Source organism: Vibrio sp. CCUG 15886, assembly GCF_028570825.1.
Taxonomy (GTDB): Bacteria; Pseudomonadota; Gammaproteobacteria; order Enterobacterales; family Vibrionaceae; genus Vibrio; species Vibrio vulnificus_B.
The window spans coordinates 79,662-94,559 of record NZ_JAQQBT010000003.1; the positions used below are offsets into that span (position 1 = coordinate 79,662).

At 43.9% G+C, this 14,898-nt stretch carries 14 protein-coding genes and 1 tRNA gene; 10 read left to right on the top strand and 5 right to left on the bottom strand.

Annotation, left to right across the window (positions count from 1 at the left end):
• Nucleotides 1-83 precede the first annotated feature (83 nt).
• The 3 genes from PQQ36_RS08945 (at nucleotide 84) to PQQ36_RS08955 (ending at nucleotide 2,557) form a co-directional block, all read left to right on the top strand.
• Nucleotides 84-533, top strand: coding sequence for an L-alanine exporter AlaE (locus PQQ36_RS08945; protein ID WP_011080057.1), 450 nt, complete (start codon nucleotides 84-86; stop codon nucleotides 531-533).
• Between the two features lie 145 nt (nucleotides 534-678).
• A tRNA-Ser gene (locus tag PQQ36_RS08950) sits at nucleotides 679-766 on the top strand.
• 93 nt (nucleotides 767-859) lie between these two features.
• Complete coding sequence (locus tag PQQ36_RS08955; RefSeq protein WP_273660956.1) at nucleotides 860-2,557, top strand: site-specific integrase; 1,698 nt, start codon at nucleotides 860-862, stop codon at nucleotides 2,555-2,557.
• Nucleotides 2,558-2,954: 397 nt separating this feature from the next.
• On the opposite strand, the gene PQQ36_RS08960 is transcribed toward PQQ36_RS08955, so the two are convergent.
• Nucleotides 2,955-3,893, bottom strand: coding sequence for a hypothetical protein (locus PQQ36_RS08960; RefSeq protein WP_226056627.1), 939 nt, complete (start codon nucleotides 3,891-3,893; stop codon nucleotides 2,955-2,957).
• Between the two features lie 191 nt (nucleotides 3,894-4,084).
• Nucleotides 4,085-4,639: a recombinase family protein gene (locus tag PQQ36_RS08965; protein ID WP_025794773.1), complete on the bottom strand. Its 555-nt coding sequence runs from the start codon at nucleotides 4,637-4,639 to the stop codon at nucleotides 4,085-4,087.
• 326 nt (nucleotides 4,640-4,965) lie between these two features.
• Between PQQ36_RS08965 and PQQ36_RS08970 the strand changes: the two genes are divergently transcribed.
• Entirely contained in the window at nucleotides 4,966-5,883 is a 918-nt protein-coding gene (locus PQQ36_RS08970; protein WP_025527226.1) for a BRCT domain-containing protein, read from the top strand.
• 242 nt (nucleotides 5,884-6,125) lie between these two features.
• Here the strand turns inward: PQQ36_RS08970 and PQQ36_RS08975 are convergent, their stop codons facing one another.
• A complete protein-coding gene (locus PQQ36_RS08975; RefSeq protein ID WP_263217582.1) occupies nucleotides 6,126-7,457 on the bottom strand; it encodes a type II toxin-antitoxin system HipA family toxin in 1,332 nt (443 codons plus the stop codon).
• Nucleotides 7,451-7,774: a helix-turn-helix transcriptional regulator gene (locus tag PQQ36_RS08980; protein WP_011080067.1), complete on the bottom strand. Its 324-nt coding sequence runs from the start codon at nucleotides 7,772-7,774 to the stop codon at nucleotides 7,451-7,453. The genes PQQ36_RS08975 and PQQ36_RS08980 overlap by 7 nt, the downstream gene beginning before the upstream one ends.
• A 485-nt stretch (nucleotides 7,775-8,259) precedes the next feature.
• Between PQQ36_RS08980 and PQQ36_RS08985 the strand changes: the two genes are divergently transcribed.
• The 6 genes from PQQ36_RS08985 to PQQ36_RS09010 all read left to right on the top strand — a co-directional run bounded on the left by PQQ36_RS08985 (nucleotide 8,260) and on the right by PQQ36_RS09010 (nucleotide 12,779).
• Nucleotides 8,260-9,939: an SWIM zinc finger family protein gene (locus PQQ36_RS08985; protein WP_263179428.1), complete on the top strand. Its 1,680-nt coding sequence runs from the start codon at nucleotides 8,260-8,262 to the stop codon at nucleotides 9,937-9,939.
• Nucleotides 9,940-10,012: 73 nt separating this feature from the next.
• Nucleotides 10,013-10,543 (top strand): AAA family ATPase, encoded by a 531-nt coding sequence (locus PQQ36_RS08990; protein ID WP_273660959.1) that lies wholly within the window; start codon nucleotides 10,013-10,015, stop codon nucleotides 10,541-10,543.
• A gap of 36 nt (nucleotides 10,544-10,579) precedes the next feature.
• Nucleotides 10,580-11,050, top strand: coding sequence for a GrpB family protein (locus PQQ36_RS08995; protein WP_273660960.1), 471 nt, complete (start codon nucleotides 10,580-10,582; stop codon nucleotides 11,048-11,050).
• 17 nt (nucleotides 11,051-11,067) lie between these two features.
• Nucleotides 11,068-11,598 (top strand): nucleotidyltransferase family protein, encoded by a 531-nt coding sequence (locus PQQ36_RS09000; RefSeq protein ID WP_273660961.1) that lies wholly within the window; start codon nucleotides 11,068-11,070, stop codon nucleotides 11,596-11,598.
• Nucleotides 11,599-11,695: 97 nt separating this feature from the next.
• A complete protein-coding gene (locus PQQ36_RS09005) occupies nucleotides 11,696-12,085 on the top strand; it encodes a nuclear transport factor 2 family protein (protein ID WP_026130707.1) in 390 nt (129 codons plus the stop codon).
• A gap of 58 nt (nucleotides 12,086-12,143) precedes the next feature.
• The gene (locus tag PQQ36_RS09010) at nucleotides 12,144-12,779 is read left to right on the top strand and encodes an HAD family hydrolase (RefSeq protein ID WP_238822208.1); all 636 of its coding nucleotides are present in this window, start codon (nucleotides 12,144-12,146) and stop codon (nucleotides 12,777-12,779) included.
• Nucleotides 12,780-12,965: 186 nt separating this feature from the next.
• Here the strand turns inward: PQQ36_RS09010 and PQQ36_RS09015 are convergent, their stop codons facing one another.
• Nucleotides 12,966-14,606: a methyl-accepting chemotaxis protein gene (locus tag PQQ36_RS09015; RefSeq protein ID WP_065090244.1), complete on the bottom strand. Its 1,641-nt coding sequence runs from the start codon at nucleotides 14,604-14,606 to the stop codon at nucleotides 12,966-12,968.
• Nucleotides 14,607-14,898: the final 292 nt, after the last annotated feature.

The following is a 14,898-nucleotide window of genomic DNA, read 5'->3' on the forward strand; positions in this document are numbered from 1 at the left end:
TGAACTGCATGTGAGTTTATTTGTTGGTTCATGATGTCGTTATTTTGCTAATTTTGCAGTTTTTAATTTTATAGAGGAAGAAAATGAAATCTCGTGCGCCATTTTGTATCCGTCATGCGGCAGCTGATACTTTTGCTATGGTGGTTTTTTGCTTTATCTCAGGGATGATTATCGAGATTCTGATTTCTGGAATGACTTTCCAGCAATCTCTGGCATCAAGAACGTTATCTATTCCGGTTAACATCGCGATCGCGTGGCCTTATGGTGTGTTTCGTGATTGGGTTCTTCGCCAAGGTGCGCGCGTATCGACCAGTGGACTGATGAAAAACGTATCCGATTTAGTGGCGTATGTGCTTTTTCAATCGCCAGTCTACGCCGGTATTTTGCTTGCGGTAGGCGCATCGACAGAGCAGATCATCACCGCAGTGACCAGCAATGCGATTATCTCTTGCGGTATGGGCGTTCTGTACGGCTACTTCCTAGATATGTGTCGCCGTTGGTTTAAGGTTCCTGGTTACTATCAGCAAGCATAATTGCTGGTAGATTGCTCGATTTAGCCAATTACTAGCCAACTAAACTCCTCATGGCGCTTTTTTTTTAAAACTGGGCTTGACCAATCCCAAGATAATCATTAAATTAGCGCCTCGTTGGCACGAGTTGCCACACAAAATTTGATTCGGTGAGTTGTCCGAGTGGCTGAAGGAGCACGCCTGGAAAGTGTGTGTACGGCAACGTACCGAGAGTTCGAATCTCTCACTCACCGCCACATTCTATAAGCCCTTGTAGTGTAAGAACTTCTTATAATACAGGGGTTTGGTGTTTTAATGTAAGCTGCCTACTGGTACAAAGAGTAGGTACAATGTCGAACATCATGGCAAGTCCTTATAAGCATCCTAAAACTGGTGTTTACTACTTTAGAATGGCTGTCCCCAAAAAGCTGGTTCCTATAATCGGTAAGACAGTCTTCAAGAAATCTCTTCAAACGAAAAACCTTTCTGAAGCTAAACCACGATTTACTGAGTGTCTATTCGATGCGCAGAAGCAGATCGCCGTTGCTCAGTTAAAACTATCTAATTCATCCAATGTCGAACTCAATGTTAGAGACTGTGCAATCATCGCAGAGCGTTGGTATGAACACGTAAAGAATGAAGTTGATACCTCTGGTAACTACGATCTTTTCCTAAAAAGGGATGTAGATGCGGAAGGCACAGTCCGTGAATTTGGCTTGTCTGATACTTTGTCCATATGTGGCAACGAGGTTGATACTGCTACTCCTGACCAGCTTCAAGAGCTAGCAGATGAACTAAAAGAGTTTATTGTTGCTCAACTAGATAGAGAGGGTTTAGTTGTCTCTTCTCACAGTGAGTCTTTCCGTCAATTAGCAGTAGCTTTCTATCACTACATTCATCGCATCGAAGCGCTATGTAGAGCGCGTTACAACCGTGACTATGGCTACGAAGCAATATCTAATCCTATTGCAGATAAACCTCTATCAGTTAACCCTTTAGCCAATAAACATCAGCCTAAACGCAAAAAGGCATCTCAATACTCCATATCTAATGTGTTTAAGAGGTATCACCAGTCTGAGATTCTTAAAGACAAAGACGCTAAAGCATTGTACGAGGCTGGCCTTCAGATTGAGCGTCTAATCGAAGTTATCGGAGATCTGGATGTTACTGAGGTAACTCGTGCGCATATCGTTGAGTTTCGAGATACATTGCTTCAGTTACCTAAGTCTAAAATTGCAAGTATCAGGAATAGACCTCTTCTAGAACAAATTGAACTTGTAAAGATACAAGGTCTAGAGACTTTAAGTGCTACTACGGTGAAGAACTGTCTACGCAAGACCTCTGTTGTGTTTAGCTATGCCATTGAACTAGGCATCATCGACTCTAATCCACACGTAGGTGTGCGTGTTGCCACGGCGGAGAAGAAGACTGAAGCAAGTGAGGGAAAAGGCTATACTGACTCAGAAATGCGTCGACTGTTCCAAGCTGACGTATTTAATGATGCTAATGCTCGTAAACCTTATGGTATGGCTTGTTATTGGATTCCTTTGTTGTGCAGATATACAGGTGCACGCCTAGAGGAAATGTCTCAACTACATAAGTCAGATGTATCCCAATCAGATTCAGGCATACATTACCTCAACATCCGTAGAGGTGAGGGGCAAAGCGTTAAGAATAACTCTTCACTAAGACACGTACCTATCCCTGCTCATCTGATAGAACTAGGTTTCTTAGATTATGTTGCGGAGTCAGTTGGCTTCTTGTTCCCTGAGCTTAAAGAGAACAAATACGGTAAGAAATCAGCGGCACTCAGTAAGTGGTGGGGTCAAACAGTTAGGTCTCTGGGTATACACACAACCCAACCAGCTCATGCCTTTAGGCATACTTTCAAGACGGCTCTGCGTAGACTGGGTATTGCTGACACTGTTAGTGACGCTATTACTGGTCACACTCCAGCGGGTGTAGGCGGTTCATATGGTACGGTTGAGTTAGAGACGAAGAAAGAAGCTATCGACCGTCTCCCTCGTTTAGCTTTAAGTAGGCTATAAGAGTATCACTTAATTACAGTTTACAGGTGCTATTGGCAAGTGGTGGAGTAAACAGGTCAAGACGTTAGGTATAACCAAGCAACCATCACACTCGTTTAGGCACTCTTTGAGAACAGCTTTGGCGGTCTAGGAGTAGTTGATTCTGTAAGTGATGCTATCACTGGTCACGCTCCGTCTAATATCGGTGCAGAATACGGTACGGTTAATATGAAGGCTAAGAAGAAAGCAATAGACTGTTTGCCTAGGTTGGCTGCCCCACGTCTTTGGTAGTTTTTCGTTAATGTCTTTACACTGTTGTGTACACCTAAAGTCTCCCCACTGTACACACGTGTACACTTTTGTTTGAATTAGCCCGTAGGCCTTGTGGTATAAGGCTTACGAGCTCGCAATGTTATTTCTATAACTCGTAGTTTTCTGTTACGTTAGGGGCTTTATTTCCACTATTTTTATCTTGAATACTTCCTTCGATAGTCCCTGCTTGCTCCAGCCACTTACTCCGTTGAGATATAGAGATACCTAGTTGAGAGCCCCTAGTGAACTTCCTTAAGCCTTCCCTGAAGATGTCCTCTCCAAAGAACTCAACGAGGCGGCTGATGCTCTTTGAGACGTCTTTAATTTGCTTTTGCTCCCACTGCTCATCATCTTTGTCAGGCGCATACTCCTTACCCTTAAAAGCATCTGAGAGTCGTCTGATCTTCGGGAACCCCTTAGAGTCCCAGCAGCTTTGGGGTAGGTAATAACGTGATTCCAAGCCAAACTTAAGGCTTTCAACAAAGCTCTCTAAGTCTTTCATCTCGTTGTCATTCCCTAATGCTTCTTTGCAAGCCTTTAAGCCGTTAGCAATGTGTCCAGCCTGACCACGGCTACATCCAACAAGCTCACATACTCGAGAGACGCTTAGGTCAAACTCTCGGTTAACAATTAGCTTGCGAAACTTAGCTTGCATTGCTTCATCTTTAGTAACTCCAACCCCATGTGCTTGGTTGACATCTTGGGCTGCTGAGAACGCCTCAGCGTAAGTACGGTTTTCTATGATCAACGAGTTAATCATTAATTCAGCATCGGGGTTTTCTTCAAGGAACTTCAGACAAGCTCCAGTTCGGTGGAAACCATCCACTACGTAATACTTGTCATTAACCACAAAAACAGTGATAGGCTGCCTTATAGGCTGTCCATTACGAAGGTCTTCAAGAATCTCCTTGCTTTGGCTCTCTTGCTTAATCTCTTGCGCTGAACGTTCTCGTTTGTCTTTTATGAGTTCAACGTCACGGGCTTGCATCGCGGGATCGAGTATGAGAGTTCGAGGGTCTAAATACGCAAATCTGCTATCTGCCATGAATTGATTCATAGTGTGTTATGTACCTGTAGGTCTATGATTAATTATTAATGTTTCTCTTTTTGGTTTGATTGGAACCCTAGTAGGGGGGAGGGTTCGGGGTAATACATATCGATTACGATTGCGGCGTACCGTTACGCACACACAAAACGTGATTTATAAAACTTCATTTTTTTTGTATTTAGGGTAGTCTAAGCTTTTGCCAAGGCTCTTTGAACTGTGGATAAGGATACTCCCACTTCGGACGCTATCTTTCTCAAGGAAAAACCTTGTGAACGTAACTCAGCAATACGCTGGTGGTTAGTTGTGTTAGTTGGTCTACCTTTATATTTCCCTGCGGCTTTAGCTTTCTCTATGCCCTCCTGACGTCTTTCCTGAATCATTGCTAACTCGAATTGAGCTACGGCTCCTAGCATGTTCAGCATGAGCTCAGACATATGATCACTTCCACCAGCATTGAAGCTTAGGCTTTCCTTGTGGAATTTCACGCTAACACCTTGGTTAGTCCAGTCGTTTATTAACTGCTTCAAATCAACCAAATTACGAGCTAGGCGGTCGATGCTATGAACGTGGATTGTATCTCCTTCTCGAACGTAGTCTTTAAGAGCTTCTAATGCTGGTCGTTTAGTTGAACCACCACTGCATTTATCTGTAAAGCTCTTATCAAAGGGGATACCAGAATCTGTAAGTTGACGGTCTGTATTTTGGTCTGTGGTCGAGACACGTAGATAAGCTATGTGTGCCATTAGGTGTACCCGTTTAACTCTTAGATGATAGAAATTTTATTGTGGTCACAATTCAAATTCAACCCTATTGGGTACTGTTTGATCAAGGTTTGACCGTAGTCGTTTGGGTATACCAAAAGACTATAGATAAGCGTTAAACAGCCATAGATCTGTACTGGTTTTGAAATTAGTTAAATCCCATCAAGGTGCTGAGAGTTGACGTAGTAAACATAATCAATATTTTTTGAGTACTTTTAGTGCCAACTGTTACATAGGATCTTGATGATTTCACCATGTTGAGATATTTATCCGTATGCTATCAGTTTAAATTAATTGGATTGCATAATATGACGACTAAATCAACAGCAGTTTTGGATTACCACGGACAACCTCAGACTTTGGCTTTTAATTACAAACGAAACAAAGCTAAAGCAATATTAACACTCAAAGGAATTCTGGATGGTATTCATGCTGATAAGCATTTGAGTGAACTCGAGGAAGTCTATCTTCGTGCATGGAAGGATAATGACGTATTCAACTTAACAGATGGAGATTTCATTGATATTCATGAACAAATCGAAGATATCTTAGAAGACGGTGTGATAACAACATCTGAACTAATTGATATGCAGGACATGCTGCAAGACATACTTAGTTATGGTGATCTTGAAGATGGTGGCTATGAAGGCACAGTCAATCATCTTCTTGGGTTTCTAAGTGGCATAAGCGCTGACGACACTTTATGTGATGCAGAAATAGAAAAACTAGCAATGCTACTCAGTCAAGATAAACACCTTGTTAGTAAGTGGCCTGCAAACGCAATAAAAAAGCGCCTTGATATGATACTGGAAGATGGGATTGTTGATGATAGTGAAAGATGTGACTTATTGAGTCTTATCAAGGCTATTTCTGGTCAATCTCTGCTGGAAACAGGCCTTGCTTATGGTATGTCAGCTGATTTTTCGACAACTCAAGATGGACGAATTTGTCTCAAGGGGAAACAAGTTTGCTTTACGGGTAAGTTTTTAAGTGGTTCAAGAAAGATTCAAGAGCAAAAAGCTTTGGCTTTAGGCGCCCAAGTAAAAGGTAATGTTGTGAAGGGACTTGATATACTTGTGCTTGGTGCCGTTGCGAGTCGAGATTGGCGGTTCACTAGTTATGGTCGAAAAATTGAATCAGTCTTAACCTATCGTGAAGAAGGACGCAAGATTGAAATTATCAATGAAGAGTTGTGGAATGCACTAACGGTTTGTGATGAACAGTAACGCTCTTCTTGTACAAAAAACTGGTACAAAGTTAAGACTTAAAGTAACATTAACTTATTGATATTAAATGATTTAAATTCGGCAGCTTGCAACCGAGAGTTCGAATCTCTCACTCACCGCCACATTCTAAAAGGTCTGATTTATCAGGCCTTTTTTCATATCTGCACAAAAGCAATGCATCTCTGGATTTGATTGGGGTGGCCTTAAATAAGAGACCATCCTTTTTGCATACAGCCACTTCACTAAATATTGAGCCGCAAGTTTTCTTGTATTTCATCTATCAGTGTTTTTGGTACATCCCATTCCTCAGCAAGCTGACGCCAAGTTGATACGTGCTCAATCGTTGTATCAATAATATCGTCGATCTTTCTCTTGTTAAAAATAGGGCTTAGTTTCTCTAAGCTATAGAAATCACTTCGTGTAAAGTTATCTCTTTTACCATTCAAGCTCATCCAATGGCTGTTCACCCATTTGCTACCTGGTTTATAGCTATAGGCTAAATCATAAGCGGGTGCGAGAGACCATTTGTCTTTTTTCAGCCTGTCTTGTTTCAACATAAAGGCAAAGTTCTTTGAGTGGTCGTCATGATTTCGAGCAATGATATTGAACGTCATGCGTTTGAATAGCTGCTCAGCGTCAACAGCGGAAAGCTTCAACTGTCTGGCAATGCCAAATAACTCTGCGTAAGAGAATGACCCAGGCTTTTTATAATCAATGTGGGCAAGACCGTTTAGTGTTTGTACGTGTACCTTGCTATTTTTAATTCGATCAAACCGCTGTGTAATAAAGTGTCGTCGATTGCCTTCATGGAGTAAGCGGCATGGCATCATATCGACACCGCATTTGTTAGCCATTAAATGATAAACAAACTCCATTACTCCATAGCCTAATGGGTCACCGAAGGTTTCTTGATTTTTGTTATGCTCGCTAACACCATCAAACTTCATCAAATAATGAGTAAACCCACTTGGCACGTTGGTTTGGCCGGAGCGTACTTGAGTAAAATCTTCATTAAATGCTAATACGGCTTTCGGTCTTGCTCCCCCCGCACTCATGCCAACAGATAATAAAGACATCATTGCTTCTCTATCGTCTTGGCCATTTTGTTTGAGCTCTACTTCAAAATTACCTCGTGAATCTAAGATTTCTTGTGCAATTGAAACGAGCGATTGGATTTCTACCTGTTGTGAAGCATTTAAACTTCGTAACTTTGTCGCTGGCGCATACTCAAGAGCGCCCATGCCTCGCTTTCCCGTATATTGGAGGCGTTGCAGTGGTGTAATGTCACTCGGTGAACGGCCCTGACTTGCAACCCATGCGTTGAGAACCGCGTTACCAAAATCATCAGGTAACGAGTCAGCAATTAAACCTGGTAGTCCTTTAAAGGTATTGAAATCCAGTTCGGGAAAGCGATAGATACGATTCGATAATGGCATTTTGATTGGAGACAGCTCGACCCCCTTTTTTACAAAGCTGGGATCATATTCAAATGACCCAAGTCCCTTTTCAGTGTCAAAACTCACAGCGCCAACGAGATCGTCTTGGTAAGTTATTGTAATGACTTCCATTACCATTCTGGTGTTTCCTCATCTTTATTACTGCGCTGGCCAGAGGCTCTCTGCCTTTTCTTTCCTTGCAGTTTTGCCAGCTGTAAGGGAGAAATTTCTTGTTTAGGGATAAAGAGATCAATTTGTTCTGTAAGGTCTAAGGCCATTAATATCGCAATCATGATATCGAGCTGCACTTTTCCTTTTTCTGCATTCAAAACTGTTTTGCGGGCAATGCCAGCAATTTCTGCAACTTCAGATTGTGTTAGGTCTCGATTGAGTCGAGCTTGCTTCAACCTATCGCCGATTTCTTCTGCTAATGCTGCGGCTGTTACATGTTTCACTCTAAAGTCCTATTTCGGTTTCATTGTTTGTATTTTGTCTGTGTAATGTCCTTAATTTAGGACCTTATGTTGGTACTGTCAATGATTGCCTTTAGTGTTCCATTTTGGTGACATTAAGTGGCTTTAAGTCTAATAAAGTAACTATTTTTGGACATTGTGATGTTTGTAGAAAATCTCTTCTAGAGGGGAGTGATGGAAGGCTCTTTGGAGGGATTACCAGAAGCTCAACGGCTCCAACAAGCATTGAAAAGGCGGTATGGCTATTATCATACGCTCTCTATCAGAGGCAGCACTGAACAAGCTTACAGGGCTTGGTATGCCAGAAACTCGATATATCGTTTAAAAGGCGTGTGAGTGATATTATTGCGAGCGAAGAGCAGATGGTGCGAAGAATTGAGAGTTTGGTGTGAAACATTGCTCTCACGCGAGCTACGTCTTTATTTACCCGAAGTAGAACAAACCAAAGCACGGATGGAGCAAACACAATGAACGCTAGCACAACTCGTGACATCGATATTGTTGAGCTGATGGCGCTGTGCGAAAACAGCACGTTACAAAAAGGTATCCAGCTTTCGCACAGTGGCGCGGTGCGCAAACTTACCATGATGGGTAATACTGCTACTGCACAGGTGAAAGGCAGCAACGTCTATCAAGTGAATCTCGATTTCACGGGTGATTTGGTCGCTGAGTGCACGTGCCCAGCTGCGCAATATCAACGCTTGTGTAAGCACAGCGTGGCAGTGGCGATGTCTCTTATCGAACAGCCACAGCTCAAGCAAGAGAGTGAGCGAGAGACAATCAAAAAACACCTGCAAAGCCTCGGTGAAGAGACTAGGCTAGAGATGCTGCTTGATTACCTAGAAGAAGACGAATACGCATGGAATGCGCTACTCACGAAAATTGAAATACGTGAAAAGCCAGCGGTGTACGGCGAGTTGAAAAAGTTAGTTACCCAAGCCTTACCACGAGAACAGTTGTGGGATTGGCGAGAGAGCCATGCCTATTTTCATTCAGCAGAAAACCAGTTGAGCATGATCATTGAGTCGATGCAAAGCCTTGATACAGAGCAGCAGTGGAAGCTCATCAACTACCTTGTGGAAAGGTTGAATAAGGTACTCGAACAGATCGATGATTCAAGTGGCGATCGTTTTGGCATTGAAAGCCTAATTAATGAGCACATGCCTAACATACTGGCAAAACTTAATTGGAGTGAACAAGAAAAAGCACATTGGATGTTTGAGCGTTTGACCCAGCATGAGTTCGATGTGTTCCCGTCGATTGAAGAGAATTTTGCCGTGGTGTGGCAAAACAACACGTACTTCCTTGATTTATGTCGACAAGCGATTGAACAAGCTTCACCAGACGAGAGTGGTTGGAATTTAAGAACATGGGCCAATCCACTCATTAAACAAAGCCCAAATTGGCTTGATGTGGTGGCCATTAAGCAAAAAATAGCGCGAACGTGCCGAGACTTCTTAGAAATTGTTGAGATGTATATCGACAACCAAGCGCCATTAGAAGCCGAGTTTTGGTTGGCGAAAGCGCGCAAAATTGCGAGCGAGTATGAACGGCAAGCGTGTGATCAGGCGCAGTTCCGCCTTTATGTTGAGCTTGGTGAAATTAAATCCGCTTGGTCGCTGGCCAATAGCCTATTAGAACGATCGCCCAGTTTTCAGCGCTATAAAGATATGGTTCTGTTTAAAGCGAATTACTCAGTGGATGACGCAGAGTTTCTTCCCCGCGTTGAGCTGTTGTTTAAGAATTCCTATCGGCTGCCAGATCAATTTAACCGTGTGTCTGAACAAACCGATGCCTTGGTGCTTTTCTATATCGACAACCAGCAATTTGACCAAGCGTGTGAATGGGTGGCAAGCAATAGAGTGTCCACCAATGCGTTGCTAACGTTGGCTGATCTTGTGGTGCATGATAAGCCAAACCATGCACTCAGCTACTACCTTCGCGTTGTCACGGCGCAGATTGAGCAGACTAACAATGAAGCCTATGCCACAGCGTTAACGCTTTTACAAAAAATCGAAGGGTTGCTTAAATCGCACTCTGCGGAGTTGGCGCAGTTCTATGTTGAAATAGCTTCACTAGCACAAAGTTATAAACGCAAGCGCAATATGCTGACTTTGTTAAAACAACACTACGCCGCCCATTTATAACCTGTTGAGATAGGAAAGGCTTTAAATCGCCCACTTTCATTCCAACAAAGAGATGGGCACCTAGGAGGTTCATTTGAATCATCGAGTTGTGTTTACCGGTGGGCCCGGGGCGGGCAAAACCTCCGTTATCGAATATCTCAATAATTTAGGCTACCCAAGTGCCCACGAAGTGGGGCGAAAAGTCATCCAAGCACAAATGCAAGCTCAAGGTAGCGCGTTACCTTGGTTGGACAAATTGGCCTTTCGCGATCAAATGGTGGCTGAAGAAATCAAAAACTATGACGACTTTGGGCATGCGGTAACCACTTTTTATGATAGAAGCATTATTGACTGCTATGGCTACAGTAAGCTTGAAAACTTACCCATTTCGACGCTTTTATCCACGAAATGTTGCGAGTTAAGGTATGAGCGTAAGGTGTTTATTTTCCCGCCGTGGGAATCGATCTATAAAAATGATCGAGAGCGAAAGCAAGATTTTAAAGAAGCTGTTGCTACGTATCGCGAGATGGTGAGTGCCTACACGCAGTTTGGTTACGATTTGCTTGAAGTGCCGATGGTTTCCGTTCGAGAGCGAGCGGAATTTATTTTAAACAACCTTAGGTGAAATCTTTAGTATGGCGTTATGCCTTTGGGAGAAAAGATGAAGTTTTATCGCGCAGAGGAGTATCAGGCTTCTTGTGAACAACGCTATCAAAAATACATAAGTGAGATTGAAGCGCTACTCCCTGATGCCGTTGTCGAGCATGTGGGAGCATCTTCCATTCCTTTGGCGGTCTCTAAAGGCGACTTGGATATCTATGTTGGTGTGGATCGCGAAGATTTAGAGAGCGCGGTAAAAATACTCAAAGGTTTGGGCTTTGAGGAAAAGCAAGATACGTTAAGAACGCCTGAGCTATGCATGTTGGAAAGCACCGCCAATGACAATGTAGCATTCCAAGTGGTTGCCAATGGTTCGGAGTTTGAGTGCTTTTTGGCGTTTCGAGATAAACTTCGTGCAAACCCTGAGTTGGTTCAACAATACAATACGCTGAAAATGGCTTGTACTGGTTGGTCTCAAGACGAATATCGTTTGAAAAAGTCAGCGTTTGTTGAACATGTTTTGGCGCAGTAAATAACGTGTGTAAGAAGATGGATAAGCTCATCGCCCTCATCAAAGAAGACCGAATGAGAGCAGAGGCGTTAGGCCATGTGGCCGAGTTGTCATTACCTCAGTGTTATATTGCCGCAGGCTTTGTGCGAAATTTGGTGTGGGATTCATTACACGGGCTAGTCACTCCCTTGAATGATGTTGATGTGATCTACTTTGATCCCACAGAGTCAAGCCCCGATGCTTATCTGCAATATGAAGCGCATTTAAAGGCGCGTATGCCGCAGTTCAATTGGCAGGTTCGCAATCAGGCAAAAATGCATCTTCGTAACGGTGATGAGCCGTATCAAAGCGCGGTAGATGCCATGCGTTATTGGCCAGAGAAAGAAACGGCGGTGGCCGTTCGGCAAGTGGCGGCAGATCACTATGAATGTGTTTCGGCTTTTGGGATTGAATCTCTATTTCGTGGGCATATCACGCACAATCCAAAGCGTTGTTTGGCAACGTTTGAACACCGCGTTATTTCAAGAGGATGGGTGTCCCGCTGGCCTAAATTAGTGGTGATGTCGTAACAACACGGTGCTGATTGGGCTTACCTTTACCGTGATGCTGCTGGTGGCTCTGAATCTGCATCACTCATTTCTATCAATTCACGGAGTGGAGAGAATAATGGAAGCAAAAGAGGTCGTTTTAGCCTATTGGCAGGCGATGAAAAGCAATGATTTTGCCAAAGCCAGTGAATGGTTAAGTTTGGATTTTGAGGGTTTTTGGCCGCAATCTGGCGAACTTATTGTTGGCAGAGAGAATTTTATCGCGATTAACACCTATTACCCAGCCAATGGTGTTTGGACATTCGACATTCATTCCGTTGTTTGCGAAGGGGCTACGGTTGTAACAGACGTTGTGATCACCGATGGCGTTCAAAAAGCGCGAGCCATTACCTTTCATACTGTTGAAAATGGGCTTATCTGCAAGCAAAAGGAATTTTGGCCCGATCCAATGCCAGCGCAAACCTGGCGTTCAAAATGGGTCAAGATCGTTCAAGAGTCGTTTAATTAAGTGATTTTTGGGCTATCGCGAGCCACAAAAGAATAAACAAAACAATAGGGAGAAAGTTTTGCAAGAGTTTCAAGTTTACCTGTTTGATATGGATGGCACCTTAGTGAATTCGGAGCCGCTGAAGGGGCAAGCATTAGCCCTGGCTTGTCAAGATTACGGCTCAGTGGTGGATTTTAATATCTATAAAGAGGTGATGGGGGAGAGCTGGCCTGTGGTCACTGGCCACTTTTTCAAACACGCGAATATTTCCCCTGAGCTTGCCGAGTTCAATGCACACTTTCGGGCTCACTACGAGAGATTGTTGTCGGAAAACCTCGAATTAAATCGGGGTGCGAAAGCGTACATTGAACATTTGAATGCGAGCGGAAAGCAGTGTGCCGTGGTGAGTTCGGCAGCGACGTGGATGGTGGAAAACATACTGAATGCGCTGGATCTGAAGGAGGCGTTTAAGGTTGTGATTACACAAGAGGACGTTACAAAACACAAACCCGATCCAGAAGCCTTTAATCTGGCGTTGTCAAAACTGGGTGTGACGCCAGAACAGGCAATTATATTTGAAGATTCTCATGCTGGCGTCTTGGCTGGTCGAGCGAGCGGTTGTAACGTGGTGGCCATCAGGCATGAGTTTAATGGCAAAAATGATTTGAGTGGTGCGGTTGCTTGTATCGAGAGTTTTGAAGCGCTTTTGGCGTAACGCAAAACACAAACACATTCAGGCCATGATAATAGGTGTATAGGGAGAGAAGCTGTTGAAGGCAATCTTACCTTTGAACAAGGCCGGGCAATGCGGTGGCATTTGAAACAACGCCTAATGCTTTAAAAACTCAACCTGGTGACAGATTGAGTTTTTACTTTTTGTCGGCCAAGTATTCGTTGACCGTTACACTTTAAAGAAGGCAACTTCTTGTTTGAGATGATCAGAAAGCGCGTTCAAATTTTGGCTGGCCACTTGGTTATTCTCCATTGATCGAATGGACTCTTTCGACATGCAGGATATCTGTTCCATGGCCACGACGAGCTCACGGACCACTTCCACTTGTTCATCCGTTGCGATGACAACGTCACGCACTCGGTTGAGAGAATCTTGAGACTGCTGCTCAATGCTCACCAGCAGTTGGCTCGCTTGTGCGGTGTTTTTCTGACAACTTTCTACTTTAGGCTGTGTGTTTTCCATTGCAGTCACGCTGGCAACGGTTTGAGCTTGTACTTCTTTGAGCATCGCCTCGATCTGCGTTGTCGCTTCGCCTGTACGTTTGGCTAGGCTTCGTACCTCATCTGCCACAACGGCAAAGCCGCGCCCAGATTCACCCGCTCGCGCCGCTTCTATCGCGGCATTCAGCGCGAGCAAGTTGGTTTGCTCTGAGATACTGCTGATCATATTGACGATTCCGCCAATATCGCGCGTTTTGGCTTCTAATTGTTTGACCTGAGCAACCGTTTCATTGACGGCGACTGTCACAGACAGCATTTGCTCCGCTACTGCCGCCACAAGCACGCGGCCATCACGGGCATTATCCGAGGTATTGACTGAGTTTTGTTCAGTAAGGCTCACCACTTTAGCAATCTCATCAATGCTGGCGTGCATGCTTTCTAATTTTGTGGCCATGTTTTGTGTCAGCGATGCTTGTTGCTGAGCGGAGTCAAAGACCGAACTGGAACCGCTTGAAACGGCTTCCACTTGGGTGGCCAGTTGCTCTGATGCGTTTCGGATATTGTGCACGATAGAGCTGAGTTTATCGGACATCAACGAAAGTGAGTGCAGAATACTGCCTTGATCACTGCTCTGATATTGTTGAGTTAACTCGCCATTGGCCATCAACTGAATCGCATGTTGGGCCACATAAGGTTCACTCCCCAAGGAGAGGCGAAAACTGCGCTCAATAATGAAACCAACCATCGCCGAAATCAGCACGGCGATACCACTTAGCACCAGCATTAAGCTCTGAAATCCGTTGGCCTCCGCACGAGCGATGGGTGTCAGTTGCTGGTTGAGCGACTCTTGATAATCAATAAACTCATTGATCACCTTTAACCAGTTGGCGAAGCTTGGACGAACTTGCTCAAGCAGCATAGGGGTAACGTCTTCGCCACTCTTTTTCTTCGCAATCACTTCTCTCACAAGAGGCAGCGTTTTTGTTTGTATATCACCAATGCGCTGCAAAATGGCTCGCTCTTGCGCTGAAAAGGGAATGCCATCAGCCATCATGCTTTGCATGTTTTGTTCCGATTGTTGATAGAATTTTTCTAATCGACGGATTTCATCTTCAAAACGAGCAAGCTCTTGTGGAGTTCGAGCCATTGCAACATCGCGAATGGCGATAGCTCGATCATGAACACTGCCGCGAAAGTTGATCGCGTATCGTTGTTTTACCGAGTTAATGTCCGTCACCTCAGCAAGGCTCATGTCGATAAAGTTAACTTTTTGAATTCCGACGATGGTCAGTAATGCCATAAGTGCCACTAACGTACCAAAACCGAGCGCCAAACGCGTCCTTACTTTTAACTGTGCAAGGTATTGCATTCCATACTCCTGATAGCAAACGTAACCGTTGAGGCAATGTCGCCCACAACGCCTATTTTTTAGTTTTTGTGGAAAGAGTGAGACCGCTTTATTCGAGCAAAAATGACAAGCAACCAAAGAAAGGGTGAAGTATCACCAACATTGATGAAATCAGCGCCTGGATATTGCGGTCTCGCGCGACATTCTCGCAGAGGGATAAGGGGGAATTCCAATTACTTGCTTCTATTGCATTAATAGCTTTTGGCTTTTATAGAGCCTCTTGATTGGAAGAAAAATCCAGCATTTGATGATG